The organism is Amphritea sp. GJ51-11, assembly GCF_055808735.1.
In genome coordinates, this window is the sequence record NZ_CM147881.1 from 2,179,306 (window position 1) to 2,197,940 (window position 18,635).

19 protein-coding genes and 1 pseudogene are annotated in these 18,635 nt (G+C 48.5%); 5 read left to right on the forward strand and 15 right to left on the reverse strand.

Features of this window, described 5'->3' with window-relative positions; genetic code table 11:
- Nucleotides 1-632: 632 nt before the first annotated feature.
- The 9 genes and pseudogenes from AC0L4K_RS09600 to paaN form a co-directional block, all read right to left on the reverse strand.
- Nucleotides 633-1,454 (reverse strand): hypothetical protein, encoded by an 822-nt coding sequence (locus AC0L4K_RS09600; RefSeq protein ID WP_473269087.1) that lies wholly within the window; start codon nucleotides 1,452-1,454, stop codon nucleotides 633-635.
- 232 nt (nucleotides 1,455-1,686) lie between these two features.
- Nucleotides 1,687-1,827: pseudogene (locus tag AC0L4K_RS09605) on the reverse strand (IS5/IS1182 family transposase); the annotation flags it as partial.
- Nucleotides 1,828-2,390: 563 nt separating this feature from the next.
- Nucleotides 2,391-2,816: an HNH endonuclease gene (locus tag AC0L4K_RS09610; RefSeq protein ID WP_473269088.1), complete on the reverse strand. Its 426-nt coding sequence runs from the start codon at nucleotides 2,814-2,816 to the stop codon at nucleotides 2,391-2,393.
- Nucleotides 2,813-3,196 (reverse strand): hypothetical protein, encoded by a 384-nt coding sequence (locus AC0L4K_RS09615; protein ID WP_473269090.1) that lies wholly within the window; start codon nucleotides 3,194-3,196, stop codon nucleotides 2,813-2,815. The genes AC0L4K_RS09610 and AC0L4K_RS09615 overlap by 4 nt, the downstream gene beginning before the upstream one ends.
- A gap of 599 nt (nucleotides 3,197-3,795) precedes the next feature.
- Nucleotides 3,796-4,842, reverse strand: a complete 1,047-nt coding sequence (gene sppA, locus AC0L4K_RS09620; protein ID WP_473269091.1) for a signal peptide peptidase SppA — start codon at nucleotides 4,840-4,842, stop codon at nucleotides 3,796-3,798.
- Between the two features lie 40 nt (nucleotides 4,843-4,882).
- A complete protein-coding gene (locus AC0L4K_RS09625; RefSeq protein WP_473269092.1) occupies nucleotides 4,883-5,545 on the reverse strand; it encodes an HAD-IIIA family hydrolase in 663 nt (220 codons plus the stop codon).
- A gap of 141 nt (nucleotides 5,546-5,686) precedes the next feature.
- Nucleotides 5,687-6,430 (reverse strand): SDR family oxidoreductase, encoded by a 744-nt coding sequence (locus AC0L4K_RS09630; protein WP_473269093.1) that lies wholly within the window; start codon nucleotides 6,428-6,430, stop codon nucleotides 5,687-5,689.
- 119 nt (nucleotides 6,431-6,549) lie between these two features.
- A complete protein-coding gene (locus AC0L4K_RS09635) occupies nucleotides 6,550-7,335 on the reverse strand; it encodes an enoyl-CoA hydratase-related protein (protein WP_417223019.1) in 786 nt (261 codons plus the stop codon).
- Nucleotides 7,336-7,452: 117 nt separating this feature from the next.
- Nucleotides 7,453-9,132: a phenylacetic acid degradation protein PaaN gene (gene paaN / locus AC0L4K_RS09640; RefSeq protein WP_473269095.1), complete on the reverse strand. Its 1,680-nt coding sequence runs from the start codon at nucleotides 9,130-9,132 to the stop codon at nucleotides 7,453-7,455.
- Between the two features lie 568 nt (nucleotides 9,133-9,700).
- Here paaN and paaF point away from each other — a divergent pair.
- The 4 genes from paaF to paaI all read left to right on the forward strand — a co-directional run bounded on the left by paaF (nucleotide 9,701) and on the right by paaI (nucleotide 13,335).
- Nucleotides 9,701-10,480, forward strand: coding sequence for a 2,3-dehydroadipyl-CoA hydratase PaaF (gene paaF / locus AC0L4K_RS09645; RefSeq protein ID WP_417223014.1), 780 nt, complete (start codon nucleotides 9,701-9,703; stop codon nucleotides 10,478-10,480).
- Between the two features lie 4 nt (nucleotides 10,481-10,484).
- Nucleotides 10,485-11,276 carry a 2-(1,2-epoxy-1,2-dihydrophenyl)acetyl-CoA isomerase PaaG gene (gene paaG / locus AC0L4K_RS09650; RefSeq protein WP_417223011.1) on the forward strand — a complete coding sequence of 264 codons (792 nt, stop codon included), beginning with the start codon at nucleotides 10,485-10,487 and terminating at the stop codon, nucleotides 11,274-11,276.
- Nucleotides 11,277-11,377: 101 nt separating this feature from the next.
- Nucleotides 11,378-12,892 carry a 3-hydroxyacyl-CoA dehydrogenase PaaH gene (gene paaH, locus AC0L4K_RS09655; RefSeq protein WP_473269097.1) on the forward strand — a complete coding sequence of 505 codons (1,515 nt, stop codon included), beginning with the start codon at nucleotides 11,378-11,380 and terminating at the stop codon, nucleotides 12,890-12,892.
- A complete protein-coding gene (gene paaI, locus AC0L4K_RS09660) occupies nucleotides 12,892-13,335 on the forward strand; it encodes a hydroxyphenylacetyl-CoA thioesterase PaaI (RefSeq protein WP_417223006.1) in 444 nt (147 codons plus the stop codon). The genes paaH and paaI overlap by 1 nt, the downstream gene beginning before the upstream one ends.
- A gap of 32 nt (nucleotides 13,336-13,367) precedes the next feature.
- Here paaI and AC0L4K_RS09665 read toward each other — a convergent pair whose 3' ends face one another.
- The 6 genes from AC0L4K_RS09665 to AC0L4K_RS09690 form a co-directional block, all read right to left on the reverse strand.
- Nucleotides 13,368-14,180 carry a putative bifunctional diguanylate cyclase/phosphodiesterase gene (locus AC0L4K_RS09665; protein WP_473269098.1) on the reverse strand — a complete coding sequence of 271 codons (813 nt, stop codon included), beginning with the start codon at nucleotides 14,178-14,180 and terminating at the stop codon, nucleotides 13,368-13,370.
- Entirely contained in the window at nucleotides 14,069-15,637 is a 1,569-nt protein-coding gene (locus tag AC0L4K_RS09670) for a diguanylate cyclase domain-containing protein (RefSeq protein ID WP_473269099.1), read from the reverse strand. Before AC0L4K_RS09670 ends, AC0L4K_RS09665 begins: the two co-directional genes overlap by 112 nt.
- Entirely contained in the window at nucleotides 15,630-16,094 is a 465-nt protein-coding gene (locus AC0L4K_RS09675) for a hypothetical protein (RefSeq protein WP_473269100.1), read from the reverse strand. Before AC0L4K_RS09675 ends, AC0L4K_RS09670 begins: the two co-directional genes overlap by 8 nt.
- On the reverse strand, nucleotides 16,064-16,744 hold the full coding sequence (locus AC0L4K_RS09680; protein WP_473269102.1) for a hypothetical protein: 681 nt from the start codon (nucleotides 16,742-16,744) through the stop codon (nucleotides 16,064-16,066). The genes AC0L4K_RS09675 and AC0L4K_RS09680 overlap by 31 nt, the downstream gene beginning before the upstream one ends.
- Nucleotides 16,745-17,062: 318 nt before the next feature.
- Nucleotides 17,063-17,560: a ribonuclease E activity regulator RraA gene (rraA, locus tag AC0L4K_RS09685; RefSeq protein WP_417222998.1), complete on the reverse strand. Its 498-nt coding sequence runs from the start codon at nucleotides 17,558-17,560 to the stop codon at nucleotides 17,063-17,065.
- An 89-nt stretch (nucleotides 17,561-17,649) separates the two neighbouring features.
- On the reverse strand, nucleotides 17,650-18,228 hold the full coding sequence (locus AC0L4K_RS09690) for a methyltransferase domain-containing protein (protein WP_417222995.1): 579 nt from the start codon (nucleotides 18,226-18,228) through the stop codon (nucleotides 17,650-17,652).
- A 132-nt stretch (nucleotides 18,229-18,360) separates the two neighbouring features.
- Between AC0L4K_RS09690 and AC0L4K_RS09695 the strand changes: the two genes are divergently transcribed.
- Nucleotides 18,361-18,594 (forward strand): hypothetical protein, encoded by a 234-nt coding sequence (locus tag AC0L4K_RS09695; RefSeq protein WP_473269103.1) that lies wholly within the window; start codon nucleotides 18,361-18,363, stop codon nucleotides 18,592-18,594.
- Nucleotides 18,595-18,635 lie beyond the last annotated feature (41 nt).

Genomic DNA, 18,635 nt, shown 5'->3' on the forward strand with positions numbered 1-18,635 from the left:
TCGCTATTTTCGGAGCAATACCAACACTTCAGGGGCACGGCACCCCCTATGGCCTACATAATTCTCTGTCTACGCTTCACGGTGGTTGTTCATCTGATTGCGTCCTCACGCAGAAAAGTGATTCACTAATCTCAGACTCCGCGCACCGCGCAAGACTCGATACGGGTGAGTGGCTAACTCTTACCCGACAGGGACTTTCACCCTGCAAGTTGTGACAAGCTTCGCTTGTCGCACTAACGCCACACTCTGTAGAAATTTCTGAGCGCTAGCGCGTAAATTTTCCGCAGCAGCGCCTTGTGTACGCCCAGCACGGGCATGAACTAATAAGGTGAAAGTCCTCTGTAGGAAGATGACCGTCGAACACCATGTTGTCAGTAGACAATAAACTACTAGCGAATGGCAAGGGCTAACCCGCGAGGGGCAGTCTGAAGGATGCCTGACGTAAAACTGCGAGCTGATGAGCAAGAATATTATATGAGGCGTAGGCTGGAGGCGAGTTGGCAGAGCCGGCCCCGCGTACATTAAAGGGGCCAAAGCCCTTTTCAATCAATCGCTCTCTTTGGGCATCCCCGCTTTACCTGTCCAACTCTTCTGCAAAAGGGCTTTGACCCCTTTTAATTTGTTAGATCATATTATTTGGATGAGACACCTTGGTATTTCAAAGCTTTGCCCCCAGGGTTATCAGACAACTCAACCTCTACTTTTATTTTTTGTTCTTCAGTATTTGACTGGTCAGCGAGTTTTACGAGTTGGGCTAAACCAGCTTTAATTGAACATGAATCATCGTATTTTCGAATATCAGACAATGCATCAACAATATCATATTTTACGGCTGCATCTTTCTTTCTAGCATTCGCTTGTCGTGCTGTAATATACGTTTTAATTCGCGTCCGCTCTGCTTCAATAGCCGCCTCCATGGCTTGAAATGTTTTATCGTAGTAGTAGGTGGCATTAAATGATTCCACGCCTTTTCCCACGATTAGATTTCCTACGCTAAGTGCTGCAGATACACCGGGATTCCCATAGGCTGTTCCAGCGCTTGCGCCAGTGGCTAGATCACCCAAAAAGCTCTTTGAGAATTCCATACTAGCCTTGTTCGCAAATGCACGGTGAAGAAAATTCGAACAATTCAAGTCTGATATTGATGTTAAATATGAAATGGCTTTATCTCGAACGATCGGCTCATCCTCTTTCTTTATGGTTGAAGTTAGGTTGCTAGCGTTTGCAGATAAATACAAACACTGGCTCTGTTTTTTGCCGTTTACCTCGTTCTTTAATTCGAGTTCCTTCATGCAATGAATAGATATCAAACTCTTTAACTCGTCCGGTACAGCCAAAGTGGTTTCAGTCGGAAAATAAGCAACTGGCTGACTTCTTAAGTACTCAGCAGTATTTGCGCAGCCTGTGATTGCGGCAATGTTCATAGCAACAATAAGCAAACGAGTTTTCATCATAAACATCCTTTTGTTGTGAGGTGATAGTGATCTAACTCCTGCGTTTTCCGCTGGTTTGGAACGTAGCGGAAAACCAGTCCGACAACATGTGTTTGTTAGGGAAGCTGCGATCAAGAAGTCACAATGCACTAAACTTCTTTCATTCGAGCAAAAAGCACAAGATGCTACTTATTTTAGTATTTTTCGCTACTAAATAAGCCGAATTAGCCTTATTTAGTGGATTTTGAACGGATTAACCCCTTGCCGCCCGTATCATCTGGTTAACCCTAAACACATTAGCTAAGGCAAACAGCATCGCCAGCTTGTTATCGTTTTTAGCCAGTCCTCGATAGATGGCTTTCCTGAAGCCAAACTGATGTTTTATACTTCCAAATGATCTTCATTCGTTTCATCTTTCGATTAAACATCCTTACCTACGTCCTTTAGGAATCATTTGGATCTCCCAAGTTCCTGATGCATCTCTCTGCACATGCCACGGTTTGATAACCCCACCGATTCTCAAAACTCTAACCGATAACGAGTTTTTCATTCTGGCTTCAGTAATGTTACACACTTGGCCAATCGGAACGATCTGTCGAGGCGATACCAACACTTCAGGAGCACGGCCCCCTATGGCCTACGCAGTTCTCTGTGTACGCTTCACCCGTTTTGTTCATTCTGCTGATTTAGTTTCAGAAGAAAAAAATCTGGAAAGTATTTCGATCCAGAGAATTCCGCCACAGGCGCAACACTCGATACCGGCTGCGGGCTTAGCTTTACCGGACGAGGACTTTCACCTCGCAAGATGCACCAAGCTTTGCTTGGCGCTCTAACGCCACCTTAAGCGGAAAATTGTAGCTGGCTAAAATTGTGAGCGAAGCGAACACAGCCAGCTGTAACTTGTCCGTTTCAAGGTCTTGTTAGGTGCGTACTGCCGTGTGCAGTGAACTTTGAAATTTATTTTTTAAATTTGTTATCTCTATGCCATGTCAGATATTTGGCTTGTGCCTGACTCACTTCAATTTTTTCTTTACCATTGAGTCCATAAGCTCCCATTTCACCTTCAGACAAGCTAGAAATAATTATGGTGCCATCATCGTTGAAACTGATTATTCCATACTCAAATAGTCCATCATAGTTGGGAGATAGGCAAACCCCATTTGCAATATCTACTTTTTCATCATTTTCAGAGTATGCCCAAGGCTTAATATGAGATGCTATTAAATTGCGACAAATATTACGGTTAATGAGACACTTATTACCAGCACGAGCCTTTACTTTTTTAGCAAATGCACTATGCCCAATTCTTTGTTTCGTTAAAGCTTGTTTCTCGTAGTCGGCATAGTCTTCGTTGCTGTGAATCTTATCTATAGAGTTAATCAACTCTTCATCACTTTTGGAGATAGATTCCCCCAATTGCTAGCAATATGCTGAAGCATAGTAAACCCCTCATCGTCATATTTGACGTAAGTTGAGGAGTTTTCTCGAGGTAACTTACCATACAATTTTTCAAATAAGTCTACCTTTTTAAGGCTTATTGCAACTCTGGCTCTATCTCGATATTTCTTTCCAGTACCAATTGTGACGTGCTTAGCAATCGGGTGCTCAATATGAACTTCTGCAGTCGTAACAGCATTCGTTGACCAGCAACGAATGTATTTAACCTCTAGGCATTCTATAAGGGGTTTAATTCGATCGAAAATGGGATAACCAGTAAAATTTAAGAATTCATCCGCAGATACTTTTTTTGAAAACTTTTCCATTATTTTTCCTAAATACTCTCATGGCACCTAACAGCTTATTCGTGTGCGTGCCTGATATACTGGCGCTAACTCACCGGGCTTATGCTTGTAACCAACTGATTTCATTGTGAAGCCTTCCATCGTTTGATTATTCCCTTCCAGAAAAGCGTGCGTGCACACTATTTCGGTGACGAGTGGCCTATAAACATGCAAACCAAATCTATAACCTATTGATTTTATTAAAATTCAAAATATCACCAACCAAATAAACAGGCAAGCACGAAAACAAAGTGTGTCCCCTTTCCTTGAAAAGTTCAAATCATACTGTATATAAAGACAGTAAAAAGTTTACACCATATTCGTGCTCGCAATGGCCGTTAGTGTACAGAACAAACCTATGTTCGCTGGATCTGCCCCGATCAAGCTTATCGCCCCTAAAAGGGGCTCCCACATCGGCGCTTTAAATGCCTCGTAGGAGCTGCCTCTGGCGGCGATAAATGTTTGATTGTATCGATGCGGTTCATTCCTGACTGCAGCTTATCGTCCCTAAATGGGGCTCCTATACTAAATAAAAAAGGCCGCGACATCTCTGTCGCGGCCTTGCTATAACAATAGGCGGTTTAACGCAGCTGTACTGAATTATTCAGCCCTAATTGGGTGGCGATGGTTTTACCAAAGCTGACGCCTAAGCGGTCAATTAACTGCTCCAACGGTGTGCCCTTCGGCGAGTAGTCGACCAGTTTTTCAGTGCCGACAATATCCCGCGCAACGGAGCTACTGCTACCTAGGCCGTCAATCAAGCCAAGTTCTAAGGCCTGCTCACCGGTCCATACTAAGCCGCTGAATAACTGATCGTTTTCTTTCAAACGATCACCCCGCCCTTTCCGCACTTGATCGATAAACTGTGCGTGGGTGGTATTCAGCACGGTCTGCCAGAACGCACGGTCTTTGTCTTCCAGCGGCGAAAACGGATCAAGGAAGGTTTTATTCTCACCGGCAATCAGGTTACGCCGCTCAACACCCACTTTTTCCATCAGATCGACAAAACCAAAGCCCGATGACACCACCCCAATAGAACCCACAAGACTGGCTTTATCGGCATAGATCTCATCGGCGGCGGCGGCAATATAATAGGCCCCAGAAGCACCGATATCGAGAATGACGGCATAGACTTTTTTCTCGGGATGCAAGGCGCGTAAACGCTTCACTTCGTCATACACATAACCGGATTGCACCGGGCTACCGCCGGGGCTGTTGATTCGCAGAATAACCGCTTTGGCACTGTCTTCAGCGAATGCCTTCCTCAGTGAGTAGATGATTTTATCAGCGCTGGCATCTTCACCATCGGCAATCACCCCTTTCACCTGAACCACGGCGGTATGCGTCTCGCTTTCATCCATCTCCGGCGTGAAGACATCAGCAAACAGATAGATTCCGAGAATGACAAACAGATAACCAAAGGTGAGTAGTTTAAAAAAGATCCCCCAGCGACGGGCGCTGCGTTGCTCTTTTTGCAGCCCCATCATGGTGCGTTCGATTAACCGCCACTCTTTGGTTTTATGCTCCTGCGGTTTGGCTTTTTGCGCCGATGATTGTGTGTCATGTTCCGGCGAGTTGACGCTATCAGTATCCTTGCTGTCTTCTGCTTCCCAGGGATTTGAGCCCACTTGGTTCTCCTTACATTATCTGGCTTAAATTATGTCACTTTTACGCTTGCGTTAATGAGGCCTGAGTCAACCAGCTTTCTAGCTCAGTAAATTGATGCATCAACAATACCGGCTTATAGGGGGTCAACCGATCGACATGATGGGCGCCATAGCTCACCGCAATTGTATCCATCCCTGCTCTGACACCCATTTCCAGATCAAATTCCGTATCACCGATCATAACGGCATCGGCAGGACTCAAGCCCGTTTCAGCAAGAATCTCTTCGAGCATATGCGGATGGGGTTTCGAGGTGGTTTCATCGGCGCAGCGGGAGCTTTCAAATAGATATTCAAGACCGGTTTGTTCGAACACCCGCGCCAACCCACGCCGACTCTTCCCGGTAGCCACCGCCAAGCGATAACCCTTCTCTTTTAAGTTGATCAGGGTTTGTTCCACCCCGTCAAACAGCTCGGTCGGGGTATCATCGGCGTTGAGGTAATAATGACCGTAACGATCGCGCAACGGTGCAATCAGGCTATCGTCAACACCGGGGATCAGCACTCGAATCGCTTCGGGCAGCCCTAGTCCGATAATATTACGTACCGCTTCATCAGATAGTTCCGGCTGATCTAGATCTCGGGCCGCCTTTTGCATACTGGAAATGATCCGCGCAGCAGAATCGATAATGGTGCCATCCCAGTCAAAAATAAGTAGCTTATACACAATATTTACCCAGCGCAGTTAATCGTAAAATTCAAAGGCCGATCTTACGTTAACCGCGCAGTAATGATAACCACGGATTTAAAATGGTTTTATATGACTATTTAACGTTCAACTGCATTGCACACAACATCGGTGCGGCAATTACTCCTGCATCATCGGCCGGATCAGCAGTTCACTCACATCAACATGGGCCGGTTGGGTTACCGCATACAGTATCCCATTGGCAATATCTTCGGCTTGCAGGTTAGGCATCTCGGCCGCATACATATTCTCTTTCACCGCCGCCCGTATCTTGTCATGCACGATACTATCGGGCAGTTCAGTCGCCACCGCACCAGGTTGTACATCTGTTACCCGCACCCCATAGCGGATCGCCTCTTTGCGCAAGGTTTCAGAGATCGCTCGAACCGCATGCTTAGTGCCCGCATACACTCCGGCGCTAGGATAGGTCTGGCGTGCCGCGATCGAACTAATATTGACGATATGGCCCTGTTTACGCTCGGCCATACCGGGATAAACGGCGTTGATCGCATACAATACACCCTTAATATTGGTATCGATCATCTGCTCCCACTCATCGACCCGGCCATTGATAATCGGGCTAATGGGCATGGTACCCGCATTGTTGATCAAGATATCAACCCCGCCTTGCGCCGCGATCAATTCACCCACCTGTTGCATCGCCTGACGGTTGGACACATCCGCCGGTGCAATACAGACTTGACGCCCCAACGCCCGAAGCTCCTGCGCTAATTGTTGCAGGCGCTCTTCCCGCCGGGCACTAATCACCAAGTCAGCACCTTCAGCGGCCAACAGCCGAGCTGTTGCCTGACCAATACCCGAACTTGCACCGGTAATCCAAGCCGTTTTTCCAATTAATTTCATAATATTAGCTCTAGCTACTTATCATTTACTTTATTTAATTCGAGGATCGATAAAAACACAAAAGCCGCCATGATTGAAGCTGGCGGCTTTATTCAAACAGTGTGACGGACAAACAAAACTTAGCGGTTTTTAAACACCGGTTTACGTTTTTCGGCAAAGGCGTTCATGCCTTCAGAACAATCATCAAAAGCAAAGGTCGCTTCGAATGCTCGACGTTCAAACCGCATGCCATCGTCGATGGATGCACTGACGCCCATATTCACGCTTTCTTTAATCAGCATCACCGCAGGCCGAGACATAGCGGCAATCTTGGTCGCAGTTTTCAAGGCTTGTTCAGCCAATTCATCCGCAGCAACAATCCGTGCCACTAGTCCAGCACGTTCCGCCTCTTCGGCGCCCATCATACGACCGGTCAGGCACATCTCCATCGCCTTAGCCTTACCCACCGACTTCGTCAGACGCTGCGTGCCACCGGCGCCCGGCATCGTGCCGATACTCACTTCTGGCTGGCCAAACTTGGCACTGTCAGCCGCAATAATAAAATCACAGGCCATCACCATCTCACATCCACCGCCGAGGGCAAACCCAGCGACCGCAGCGATCACAGGCTTACGCGCATCATCAATGGCCCGCCAGCAGTCCCGTTGGATGAACGGAAAATTTCGATTATGCAGATCAGCGAAAGATTGATCTTTCATCTCTTTAATATCGGCACCAGCAGCGAACACCTGCTCACCACCGGTAATGATGGTACAACCGATAGCATCATCGGCTTCGAAGCGGTCGACCGCCTCACCCACTTCACGACATAAAGTCGCATTGAGGGCATTCATCGCTTCAGGGCGGTTAAGGGTAATAATACCAACCCCCTGTTTTACCTCTGTCAGAATACATTGGTAGCTCATAAGGCACTCTTGTCAATCGTCAGTTAATCAGGTTCTGTCTCAAGCGATACGCGACCAACCGGCCTGCGTATCACTCTCAGCAAACCGGCCTGTGATCAGGCCGGAGCGCATCAAGCATCAGGCGTGTTTACGGCTCTGAATCATACGGAAGCGGTTGGCCACATAGGCAAGATCCGACAGGGTCGCATTAGCCGCAGGGTTGCTACCGGTGGCATGGAAGTCACTGAAGGCTGCACTCTGGTTAACATAGACACCACCAGTCAGGTTGATAGACAGCGCCACCCCAGCATCCAGCGCGGCCTCTTCAATTTGATCCAGCACCGCTTCGCTAGTTGAGTAACAGCCCATGGTAATTGCACCATGATTTTTAACCGCTTTATGTGCTAACTCAATCGAATGGTTGTTACTGTTAGTCCGCACGAGGAAGCTAATCGGGCCAAACAACTCTTCCATATACGCGTCTTCCTGATCCGCATCCACGGCAATCAGCAGCGGGCTACGCATCCGCCCCTCTTTAAACCAAGGGTTTTCAGGACGATCAGATTCACGTACAACGGTACCAATCTTTTCACCCAGTTCTCGGGCGCTATCGATACGCTTGTCGGTCACTTCAGCTTGAATACAACCCAAGACCATCGCCGCACGTTCAGGGTCAGAAAGGAAACGGGTAATACCGGTACTCAGTGCTTCAGCCACCTCATCAAAACTTTTATGGCCCTGATCAGTCTCAATACCATCGGCAGGGATGAAGATATCCTGCGGCGTGGTGCACATCTGTCCAGAATACAGGCTCAGGGTAAATGACAGGTTCTGAATCATGCCTTTAAAGTTATCGGTTGAATCGATAATGATGGTATTCACACCGGCTTTTTCGGTATATACCTCGGCTTGATGACAGTTTTGTTCCAGCCAATCACCAAACGGCGTATTACCAGTGAAGTCGATAACGCGAATCTCTTCGCGCAGGGCCAGCGCTTTGGTGCAGGGCTGTGCGGGATCAGCATCAATCACCATCGACGCAATATACGGAGGTAAGCCCTGCTCACTCAACACTTCCTGAGCAATTTTAATGGTCAATGCGGCAGGTAAAATACCAGCGGGATGAGGCTTAACAATAACCGGATTACCCGTTACTAATGAAGCGAACAGGCCCGGATAGGTATTCCACGTAGGGAAAGTCGAACAACCGATAACCAGCGCCACGCCACGTCCGGCAACGGTAAAGGTCTTATCCATCACCAGTGGGTCATGTTTACCCTGTGGCTTAGTCCAAGTAGCCGCACCCGGCGTATGGGTCATCGCATCATAACCATAGGCAATCGCTTCCAAACCCCGGTCTTGAGCATGAGGGCCGCCGGCCTGAAAGGCCATCATGAAGCCCTGCCCCGAGGTATGCATCACTGAATAACCGATCTCAAAGCTACGCTGATTGATGCGTTTAAGAATCTCTAGACAGATGCCGGTGCGCGCATCAACGCCAATATCACGCCATGCTTTACGCGCGGCATTCATGGCCGGCAGTAATACATCGATATCAACGGTCGGATATTTAATACCGAGATCAAAACCATAGGGTGACACTTCATTTCCGGCTTCACCGGTAATACCCGGCATATCCAGTGTAAATGAGCTATTCAGGTGCGCTTTAAAGGCACTCTGACCATCTTTATCGGCGGTTTCACCATACTTACGCGGGCTTGGGCTTTCCGGGTATGCACTATAGTAATCACGGGTACGGATAGCGTTCAGCGCGGCATCAAGTTTCGCTTTGTGCAATTCAAACAGGGATTGGCTCATACAAGGTCTCTTTATTTTATTCAGCCCGCAGGCTCTATATCTTTGCAGCACGACATCTTTAAGCGTTCGCTTAAATCAGCGCCATGCTGCCTGCATACTGTTTATCAAACAGTTTAGAAGAGAGTCTTTATTTAAGCATTGTTTGCTCAGGCTAATCTAAACTGTCGGATGAAAATCGAAGTAAGTTAAAAGATACACTAAAGAAAGTGATACGAAAAGATAATTTATTGATAATATATTTGTATCCCTTTGCCGTTTTACGGTAACCTTTGCCAAGGCTGATTTGGCACAGTGGCGCCGTCATCAACGGTGTACCCTCACCTAAGATGGATAAATCGCCCGTGACGAACAGAGTAAACGATGCCTATATCGACAGCTGTACGCGTGAATACCGAACGCTTCTGTCACAACTTAATGCTGTTATTGACTAGACGTACTGCCAAAGCACGCTAAGGTAAGCACAGCGATACGTACGATGATAAGGCTAACAAAGCCCGAATAATAATAAACGGTCGCGAGCCCTAAGGCTCTGCTACCCAATTTCGATACCCTTATGCTGAGATCAACCATGTCCGATTATCAAGATATTCTGGTCAGCGAACCGGAAGCCGGTGTCATCACCATCACCCTCAACCGGCCCGCCGCCCGTAATGCGCTGTGTAACAACCTGTTAAGAGAACTTGCCGATACCCTAGATGCCTCGATCACCGATGAGCGCATTAAAGCCGTGGTTATTACCGGTGGAGAGAAAGTCTTCGCCGCCGGCGCCGATATTAAAGAGATGGCCGAGCTAGATGCCGTTGGCGTGATGAATGATATTCGCCCGACCTACTGGCGCCGTATCGCCCAGTATCCTAAACCCATTATTGGCGCGGTTAACGGCTTCGCCCTCGGCGGTGGCTGCGAACTGATGATGCACTGCGATATCGTGATTGCCGGCGACAATGCCCAATTTGGCCAGCCCGAAATTAATCTCGGCATTATTCCCGGCGCCGGTGGCACCCAGCGACTGCTGCGCACCGTCGGTAAATCGATGGCTATGCAACTGGTGCTGTCCGGTGAGTTTATCTCGGCGGCACAAGCCCGTGACTTTGGCTTAGTCAGCGAAGTGACCATTCCTGAAATGAGTTACAAACGCGCCTTAACCTTAGCGAAAAGCATTGCCCGCAAACCGCCATTAGCGGTCCGTTTAGCCAAAGAATCGCTACTCAAAGCCTACGAAACCACACTCGAAACCGGCCTTAATCTTGAGCGAAAAGCATTCACCCTGCTTGCCGCTACCGAAGACCGTAATGAAGGCATCGCTGCTTTCATGGAAAAACGCCGACCAGAATTTAAGGGGAAATAATCCAATGACTTACCAACATATCGAATTTGAAATTACCGACGGCGTTGCCGTGCTAACACTTAACCGTCCGGACAGCCTCAACAGCTTCAACGGCCAGATGCACACGGAAGTCCGTGATGCCTTGAAACAAACCAAAACCAATGCCGCTGTCCGCTGCCTGCTGATTACCGGTAACGGTCGTGGCTTTTGTGCAGGACAAGACCTCAGCGACCGGGCGGTCGACCCCGATGCGGCGGTGCCAAATCTGGGTGAATCCATCGAAAAGAACTACAATCCAATGATCCGCACCCTGACCTCATTGGAAATGCCTGTCATCTGTGCCGTCAACGGTGTCGCCGCCGGTGCCGGTGCGAATATTGCGCTGGCCTGCGACATTGTATTGGCCGCCAAGAGCGCCAGCTTTATTCAGGCGTTCTGCAAAATTGGTCTGATTCCTGATTCCGGTGGCACTTGGACACTCCCTCGTGCAGTCGGCTTACCCCGCGCGATGGCATTGTCATTATTAGGCGATAAAATCTCCGCCGAGCAAGCCGAGCAATGGGGCATGATCTGGAAAACCTATGAAGCGGATGAATTAAAAGACGCTGCACTGGCCATGGCCAAACAACTGGCCACCCAGCCAACCAAAGGCTTAGCATTGATCAAACGCTCGCTGCACGCCTCAGCTAACAACAGCTTTGATGAGCAGTTGGATCTTGAACGCGATCTGCAAACATTGGCCGGACAGACTGAAGACTACCGCGAAGGCGTGAGCGCCTTTATGGCCAAACGGGCACCAACGTTTAAAGGCAAATAAGCACAGCAATCCCGTGAGATCGACGAACTCTACGCCCTGCGCAAGCTTCGTTTGACGCCGACTAAAACAAGACATACAAAACGAATTTTGGAGATGTTCAAATGAGTCGTTTTAATACTGATTCAATAATCGCCGTTATCGGTGCCGGTACTATGGGCGCAGGTATCGCCCAAGTTGCCGCCAGCGCTGGTCATACGGTGCTGCTGTTCGATAGCGCCGCCGGCGCGTCACAGCACGGTATCGATAATACCGCCAAGGGACTCTCACGACAGGTAAGCCGTGGCAAGATGGCTCAGGCAGATGCTGATGCACTGATTGCCCGTATTACACCAGTCAGCCAACTCACAGAACTGGCGCCAGCGGCGCTGATCATCGAAGCCATCGTTGAGCGATTGGATGTTAAACAGCAGGTCTTTGGCCAGCTCGAAGATATCTGTGCCGATGATGCGGTTATCGCCACCAACACATCATCTATCTCGGTGACCGCTATCGGTGCGAGCCTCAAACGACCGCAGAATCTGGTCGGTATGCACTTTTTCAATCCAGCGCCTGTCATGAAGCTGGTTGAAGTCATCAATGGACTGGATACTGACCCGCAGATCGCCAAAGATATCTATGCGCTGTCAGCGAGTTGGGGCAAACAGCCGGTGCTGGCTAAATCAACACCGGGCTTTATTGTTAACCGTGTTGCCCGCCCATTTTATGCTGAAGGCCTGCGCATTACCCAAGAAGGCGGAGCCGATATTGCTACCATCGATGCACTGATGCGTGAATGTGGTGGCTTCCGCATGGGACCTTTCGAGCTGATGGACCTTATTGGCCATGATGTTAACTATGCCGTTACCTGCTCGGTCTTTGATGCATTTTATAATGACCCACGTTTTACCCCGTCCCTGATTCAAAAAGAATTGGTTGATGCGGGACACCTTGGCCGTAAAACCGGTCGAGGCTTCTATGATTACAGTGAAGGCGCAGTCAAACCTGAAGCACAAACAGCGCCTGCCTACCCGGCTCCGAAGTCGATCATGGTGGAAGGTGAGCTTGGCGTGGCTGAACCGTTGCTGGATCTATTTGAACAAGCGGGCATTCATGTTGAGCGCACCGACAATGATGAAGTTGAAGGGATGATCACCATCGGTGATGCCACCCTGATGCTATCTAATGGCCAGTTCACCACCATGCGAGCCGGTGAAACCATGCGTCCGAATCTGATTAATTTCGATCTTGCGCTGGATTACACTCGCGCTACACGGATCGCTCTTGCCCCCGCCGATCAAGCCTCCGATGAAGCCCTGCAGGCGGCCATTGGATTGTTCCAAGCGATTGGCAAGTCCGTCAGTGTGATCGATGATATTCCCGGCATGGTCGTCATGCGTACCGTATGTATGCTGGCAAACGAAGGCTTTGATGCGGTCAACCAGCAGGTTTGTGATGAAGCGGCTGTTGATATCGCCATGAAAGGTGGCGTGAACTACCCCTGCGGCCCAATCGAATGGGTTAACAACTTAGAGCTCAGCTATGCGCTGGATGTACTCGATAATCTGATGGATGCCTATGGCGAAGACCGCTATCGTGCATCACCGCTGTTATTACGCAAAGTCGCTGGAGGTGCCTAATGAGCCCGAATGACATGACCCCACAACAACTGGCTGAAGCCGCCAGTGCTGCGCTACACCTGAATGATCATGCGGCTCAAGGGATGGGCATCAGCATTGATGAGATCGCTCCCGGCTATGCCAAACTCTCCATGGTGGTGCGCAAAGACATGCTCAATGGGCACTCAACCTGCCATGGCGGCATGATGTTCGCGCTCTGTGATACCGCCTTTGCTCATTCGTGCAACTCCTACAACCGCTCAACGGTTGCCAGTGGCTGCAATATCGATTTCATCGCTCCGGGCTTTGAAGGTGATGTGCTGACCGCTATCGCCCAAGAACGCTCTCGCAGCGGCCGTACCGGTGTCTACGATATTACCCTGTGCAATCAAAAAGGCGTTGAACTGGCCTTCTTCCGCGGTAAAGCCTATCAAATCAGAGGCACACTCGTACCTGAAGAGTAAGCCTTTAGCTAAGGCCGCTTCGGCGGCCTTTTTTACTGCTCGACGTTATTATTCCAACTCTCCACATTACCCAGCCAATCGGTAAAACCTGCGTGATTCAAAGGCGGCGAGAAAAAGTAGCCTTGCGCAATATCACAGCGCTGCAGCATAAGAAAATCAAGCTGTTCCTGATTCTCAACACCCTCAGCCACCACGGCTAAATTGAGCGCTTTCGCCATCGAGAAAATTGCCGTCACAATAGCGACATCATCAAGATCTCCGGGCAATTTTTGAATAAACGAGCGATCAATTTTTAACACATCGATAGGCAGCTGCTTAAGATAACTGAGGGATGAATAACCGGTACCGAAATCATCCATCGCAATTGAAACCCCTAAGGTTTTAAGCTTATCGAGGGTGCGAATCGATTGTTCAATATTTTCAATAACCGCATATTCGGTAATTTCAAGCTCTAGCATCTGTGGGTCGATATTGAACAAAGTTATTTTCGCCAACAGAAAATCATAAAGCTTTTCATCCCGTAACTGCCGAGGCGACAGATTGATCGCAACCTTTAGGTGACCCCGCCCCGCTTTCGCCCAAAAAGCCATCTGCTCACAGGCGGTATTAATGACCCAATAACCTAAATCACAGATCAAATCTGTCTGCTCGGCAATGGGGATAAATTGATCCGGCATAAAGACGACGCGATCATTCTCGATCCATCGCATCAACGCTTCGGCACTGTTACAACTCATCTGGCCGTTGCTAAAAGTGACCTTGGGTTGGTAATACAGCTGTAAGCTATTTTGACCAATGGCATCCCGCAGCCTAGCTTCAATACGTTGATGTTCCTGGCGTTGCATATCCAACTCTGACGAAAAAAGTGCACCTGCCCCCGGCCGGCTTCTTTGGCCTGATACATGGCGGTATCCGCTTGGATGATTAGGTCTTTCGAGTTATCAGAATCTTTCGGATAGGTAGAGATACCGACACTGGCGCCTAAGTTAATCGACTTACCTTCAATGACATACTCGTTGCTGGCTTGTTCAATCAACGCCGTTGCCAGCCGTACCAAATTACTCTCTTTGTGATAATTCGGAATAATCACGGTAAATTCATCACCACCTATACGGTACAGCACATCGGACTCTCGCAGCCTCTGCTTCAACTGCTCGGCCACGCTAATCAGGAGTTGATCCCCTAACTCATGTCCGTATTGGTCGTTCGCCCACTTGAAATTATCCAGATCGAGATAGAGCAAACCCAGTTTATATTGCTCACGTTTCGCTAATTCAAGCTGCTCATCAATACGGGCCAGAAAGTAGTGGCGATTCGGGATATTGGTCAGCGCATCAAAATAGGCCAGTTTATGTAGCTTATCTTGCGCCTCTTTTTTCTCAGTAATATCGGTAAGCACTCCGACATAGGTAACGACACTATCCTTACGTTTAACGCGATTAAGACCGAGCCAACCGGGAAACGTTGTACCCTCTTTTTTCTGCCCAACCACCTCACCCGACCAGTGCCCATCGGTCATATACTCATCGGAGATAAGCGTCTTGAAATCAATCGTAGGATCATCACAGGCGTGAATGATGGGCACAAAACCGCACAGTTCGCTCTTAGAGTATTGCGTAATTTTACTGTACGCCGGATTGGTATCGGTAATGCGGCCAGCGATATCAATAATAAACACAGCCTCATTAATGGCACCCAAGGCTTGCTCGGCGACCTCCAAGGATTGCACCGGGGCAACCAACGAGAAGCGTAACAAAAGATAGAGGGAGCCTACGAACATCAGACTGACAATCGCCACCTGGGTAATTTCAACGATCAGGTTTTGATATAAGTTTTCCGCAAAATCCTTATCACTATAAATAATCTCAACATTACCGATGGTCACTTCGCCAGCTTTAATGGGTAACCTAAGTCGATTGTGCCCGCCTAACCAGAGTTGGGAATGTAGGGATCGGTCATAATTGACGATTTGACCATCGATTTTAATTCGCCCCATATAGAGGTGACCAAAATTACCAAAGACTTTGATCCCTTGGACAAATGAAGACTTCATTTCGGAATCTAAAATGGCTGACGCCAACTCAACCGTATAAGAACGCTCATAGGCTTTCTTATAAACATTCCAAATGGTCGGTCGTACTGAGTTCGCCACACGTTCTGCAACCGCATGACTGCGCTCATCTAAAGAGCGCTGCATTAAGCTGGCTGCCGCATCGAAGCGAATTACCACAAAGGCGGTCATCACCAAAATAGTAATAAGACTGAGGATCAGAAGCAGTCGGGCCGTCAATCGACTAATCATTAATAACCGCCTGCACTCCTCTATTGATTGATAATAGCTTAATGATCATAAGGCCCAAACCACTGGTAGTATTCCGTATAGACCTTTTTAAAAGCCCTTTTTTGTCGATAATATGTTTACTGATAGGATCCCGTGCACCATATTCTGCCAGCACTCGATCTGACACAACCTCCCAACGCTGTAGATCTGCCGGGCTCCATTTATTGATTTTTACACCATTTTCAATAAACAAACGAAAAGCTTCAAAATCAGCCACTTTAGCCTTCATGGTGGTCGATAAGGTGTACGCTTTAATCGAGGTTTCAAGCATCATTTGAAGATCGGGCGGCAGTTCATCGTAGGCTTGCTGATTGATCAAAAAATCCGCCAACACCGATGGTTGCCATACCGCAGGCACGATGGCATAACGGCTAATATCACTCAGGCCTAAGTTCCAAGCCCCCCCGCCGTGGTCCATTCCACCGCATCAATATCCCCTTTTTCAAGCGCCGGCCGGATCTCTTCTGGCACCGTCGGTAAGGTATACGCACCAGCCGCTGCCGCTAACACTTCACTCGGCAATCCGGGACCAATACGTACTTTCTTCGAGTCAAGATCGTCCAGCCCTTTAATCTCGGTTTTAGACAACAGGCCGAACTCCATACCCGGCCACCACGCTGGTCGCCACAGAATACCATCCGGCTGCGATAGTTCATTAGCCAGTGTGCTACCCTCACCCGCGAGGAAAAACATCATCGAGCTATCTAAATTCATAAAATCAAAGGGCCCGGCATTCATCAACGCCCACGCCGGATTAATCGCAGACCACCAGTTAGGCCAGCCGCTGCCCATATCGATCCGGCGTTCTTTAACAGCATTATAAATATCGGGGCCACTCGCCAACGCGCCGGCAGAGTGCGGCGTAATGATCAAGCGACCACCACTCATCAAGGCAAGATTGTCGGTAAAGATTTTCAATTCAGCGTAGTCGATGCTGTCTTCAGTGGCTTGAGATTGAAGCTGCCAGTGAAAATGCTGCGCTTTTTGTTCTTCAGCGCAGCCACCCAGGTTCAGCAGCACCAACGAGGTGAAAAAACAGGTCAATAATAAGGATGGTTTTACCACCATGAAGTACTCCGCCTTGGCATTATTTTAAGAATTTTAGCCTAGCTATTCCGATTTTACCGCCGCAAGACGGGATATCAAAAACAGTTGATATCGTTCAGCTTGTTCATATAAACAGATGCCTATAGGCCTTGCAATCAGTCAGTAGGCTAATAAGCTTTCGATATTCATAAGCCTTTACAGAATAGACCACCAGAGAAAAATAAGAGCATGTAATACGCTATATAATTGTCGCTTTATATAAGTCAGTGAAATAAAAAAAGCCGCTGCAGAGATCATCTGCAGCGGCTTTTCATCATGACAACCGATGTCAAACGTGGCTTAGCTGTCCGCATTCGCCAATTCGAGTTTCTCGGGCGACACCAACACACCATTATTGTCCGCATAGACATAGTGGCCGGGTTTAAAGGTCACGCCGCCAAAGGTCAGCTCGACATTCAAGTCACCTAGGCCGTTTTTGTCCGTTTTCATCGGATGCGTACCCAAGGCCTGTACCCCGAGATCGAGATCACCGATAGCATTCACATCACGGATACAGCCGTAGATGATAATCCCCGCCCAACCATTAAGGGAGGCTTTTTCTGCCAACATATCACCCAGCATCGCCCGGCGCATAGAGCCACCACTATCGACGACCAATACCCGCCCTTCACCGGGCAAGGCAACCTGCTCTCGCACCAGCGAATTATCTTCAAACGCTTTAAGTGTGACTATCTGGCCCCCAAAACGCTCACGGCCACCAAAATTGCCGAACATCGGTTCTACAACCTGTACCAGTTCCGGGAACTGATCACAGAGTTCGGGTAATAAATCATCCACGGACATGCTCCTTAAATTAAACCGTTAACCGGTTTGTATGATCGCTTATCTGATATTATTTTGCACTTGCACTATAGGCGGAAAAAAGATCATGGCGCGCCAAACAGATAGCGGTCGAAACAAGCCCCTTTTAACCGGCCATCGTCATAATCCAACAGTGTCAATGCGGGTAGTTTATCAACCAACGCCGCCGATGATAAACAAAACCGTTCAGGAAAACCGTTTTGCCGATGATGTTCAAGATTAAAGGTCTGAATCAATAATCGCCCGGCAGGTGCCATCTGTAAGGGTAATTGCTGCAACAGCGAAACCTCTGGTAAGTAGCGTAGTATCACCACATTATCAAAGCGCGCATCATGGCCCGGTTCTATAGCTAACTGATCCAATGCGCCGGGGACGCTCAAATCTAGCGCCTGAGTCGCTATCGAAAACTGTTGTTGCGCGGCAAACCGTTGTAATCGTTGTAAGCCGTTGACGGCAAAATCAACCGCCAAAATCCGATGCCCCTTCGCAGCTAAATACAAGCTAGCCGCACCATCGCCACAAGCTAGGTCAAGGGTGCGCCCCGGTGGTAACTGATCCAAAGAAGCTTGCAGCTCGGCAGGCAGGGCTGGCAGACTGATATCTTTACTGAGATAACGATGGTTCCAGAGATCGGCTCTGCTCATTGGTGTACAATCCTCAAACTAATACGCGAGTGATTCATCAACAGGTCGAATCGCTATCACGCTCGCCTTTCAGGGTTAATAACATCAGCATGCTCGATCAAGGGCTGCCATCAAACAGTGGATCTAAACATAATGGAACATTACCAATACATCATTGTACTGCTGTTTGTTGCACTGGTATTTATACCGGTCACTTGGCAAGCGATTCAACGGCGTAAACTCAACCCGCCACCAATGGCCAGTCATGACCGTAAGCTCTATCGCCTATGGCGCTCAGACCCACAAGCCTATGAACGCCAATATGGCGAGATGGACCGACACTATCACCAAGCCCAAGCAGAAAAAAGCCAGACGACTGAAAAGTGATCTGGCTTTATATTCAGCGTACCGCAGAGCCACTTCGCTTT